Genomic DNA, 1,449 nt, shown 5'->3' with positions numbered 1-1,449 from the left:
GGGCATGGACGGCCTGCGGCGGGGACCGGGCTCCGGGCGCTGCATCGGCGCGGCCGGCGTGGACGGCGGGGCGGGTGGAGCCGACGCCGGGGGCGCGGCCTCCATCGTGGCGGTGGAGGCGACCCTGGTGGCCGTGAGCGCCGCCGCAGCAGCAGGCACCGCAGGACCCCCGGAGCGGCCCTCCGCGACCGCAGCGAGCGCGTCGCGGGCCTGCGTGGCCGAGGGACGCTCGGCCGGATCGGTGTTGAGCAGCCACATGATCACGCCGGTGAGCGGGCCGGACTGCTTGGGGGGACGCACATCGCCCATCGCGACCTTGTGCAGCAATGCGTACGCGTTGTCGTCGAGGCCGAACGGCGGGGTGCCCTCCACCGCCGCGTACAGCGTGGCGCCGAGCGCGAACACGTCGGACGCCGCCGTCGGCTCGCCGCCCCTCGCGACCTCCGGCGAGAGGAACGCCGGGGTGCCTGCGATCAGGCCGGTGCGGGTGAGCTGCACGTCGTCGACGGCACGGGAGACGCCGAAGTCGGTGAGCTTGACGCGCCCGTCCTCGGCGAGGAGCACGTTGCCCGGCTTGACGTCGCGGTGCACCACCCCGGCCACGTGGGCCGCGGCCAGCCCGTCGGCGACCTGGCGGCCCACGTCGGCGACCTCCCGCGGCCCCAGCGCGCCCTTCTCGCCGAGCACCTGGGCCAGCGACTTCGACGGCAGGTACTCCATCACCAGCCACGGCCGGTCCTCGTGCACCACCACGTCGAACATGCTGATGACATGGGGGTGCTGCAGCCGCGCACCGATGCGGCCCTCCCGCAGGATCCGCTGGCGCGACTCCTCCAGGGCGTCGTCGCCTCCCGGCCCCGGGGCGACCGCGGCAGCGAGCAGCTCTTTCACGGCGACCGTGCGGTTGAGCAGCTCGTCGGTGCCGCGCCACACAGCGCCCATGGCACCAGCCCCGATCCGCTCGTCCAGGCGATACCTATTGCCGACGCGGATGGGGGTCTCTTCGGACTGCGAGCGCTCGCTCATCGCCCGTCAGGGTAGCGATGGCCACTCCTGCTGCTGTGCACACGGTCCCGGTCGCGCTCCGTGATCACGGCTGGATCACGGCATGGTCACGACGGCAGACCCAGCTTGCGCGCGCAAGCGGGCCATGACCCGTACCCGCCCCGGTCGTCACGCACCCGAGTGGCGACGGTGATCTGCTGCTCCCGCGTGGCCCGGTGCGCCGCGGCGGCGAACTCACCGCCGCCGTACTCCCGCCAGGTGGCGGCATCGAACTGCAGCCCACCGGAGTAGCCGTTGCCGGTGTCGATCGCCCAGTTGCCGGAGGACTCGCAGTCGGCCAGCCGGTCCCACACCGGGTCGCCGGCCGGCGGGGCAGCCGGGGGCGGCCCAGGCGCGGGCCGCGGAGCCTCCGGGGGCGGCGGAGCGGGCGGCGGAGGAGCGGGG

Annotated in this window: 2 protein-coding genes; both read right to left on the bottom strand. The window is 74.9% G+C overall.

Going from position 1 to position 1,449, the window contains the following annotated elements:
* Window positions 1–1,026: serine/threonine-protein kinase (locus tag HF577_RS37165; RefSeq protein WP_169400680.1), on the bottom strand; the 1,026-nt coding region annotated here is incomplete at its 3' end.
* 86 nt (window positions 1,027–1,112) lie between these two features.
* On the bottom strand, window positions 1,113–1,449 hold a 337-nt coding region (locus HF577_RS37160; protein ID WP_169400679.1), incomplete at its 5' end, for a transglycosylase family protein.

It is taken from the genome of Pseudonocardia xinjiangensis (genome assembly GCF_012911925.1).
Classification (GTDB): Bacteria; Actinomycetota; Actinomycetes; order Mycobacteriales; family Pseudonocardiaceae; genus Pseudonocardia; species Pseudonocardia xinjiangensis.
Note: the sequence above shows the minus strand (reverse complement) of the source record. Positions and strands in the feature narration are given on the sequence as shown.